Consider the following 858-nt stretch of genomic DNA (forward strand, 5'->3'; position numbering starts at 1 on the left):
GGCTCGGCTGGGCCAGCGACGGCGCCCGCGCCGGCACGACCGGCATCGGCTACCGCGTCGAGGCGCTCCAGGTCCGCATCCTCGCGAAGGGCTCGGCGGCACCGGGCCCCACGGAGGGCGCGTACAGAGACGTTGCTGATGAGAAAGTGATTGGCGTTCCGCGGATCAGACTCGTTACTTGGCTTACCCAACATCAATATGACGGCTACTACCTCGGGACTCCATATTCCACTGGATTCTCTATTCCTACCTGCACCTATCCCAATGGTGAGAGGCGTTGGGATGGATACTCTGGTATGAATTGCACCGGTTTTGTCGCCCACGCATGGTCGAAATGCGGCGGCAATCTTGCAGCGGTAGCCGCAAATAATAACCATTCTCCTTGGGCTGGAGGCCCCGGTGGCGGTAGCTATATCAATGCTTGGCGTTTTTACGGTTATGCGATTGATTCCGGCTCAAAGGTTTATGAGTTCAACAAGGTGCAGGATCTGCTGAATAGCGGGTTGGCAAGAAAGGGCGACGTCATATTCTTTAAGACTGCTCCTAACGTCGATTGCCATATCGGGTTTTTCTGGGGCGACAATCCCCGTGATAATAAGATGTGGCACTCCTCATCGCCCGCCAATCAGATTTCGTCTATCTACAACTATTCAAATCCGGCCGAGATCAATCAGCATGTTTGTCTGATTAAATAGCTGATGGTTAATTACCTTTATCGGCTTGGCCCCCGTCCCCCCAATCTAGTAGACTCTAAACCGTTGCTAGATTAGGGGGATTTTCCATGAGACGCTCCATGAAACGAGTTTCCGGGGCCGCCGCCGTCCTCGCGGTCGCGGCCGCCCTGGCCCTGTGCGGGCC

Annotated in this window: 1 protein-coding gene; it reads left to right on the forward strand. The window is 55.6% G+C overall.

All coding sequences use genetic code 11. From position 1 onward, the window contains the following. A partial coding sequence (locus tag AAAX35_RS09605) for a hypothetical protein (RefSeq protein ID WP_349117461.1) occupies positions 1-695 on the forward strand: 695 nt, incomplete at its 5' end. Between the last annotated feature and the right edge of the window lie 163 nt (positions 696-858).

The organism is Collinsella sp. CLA-ER-H11 (assembly GCF_040092445.1).
Classification (GTDB): Bacteria; Actinomycetota; Coriobacteriia; order Coriobacteriales; family Coriobacteriaceae; genus Collinsella.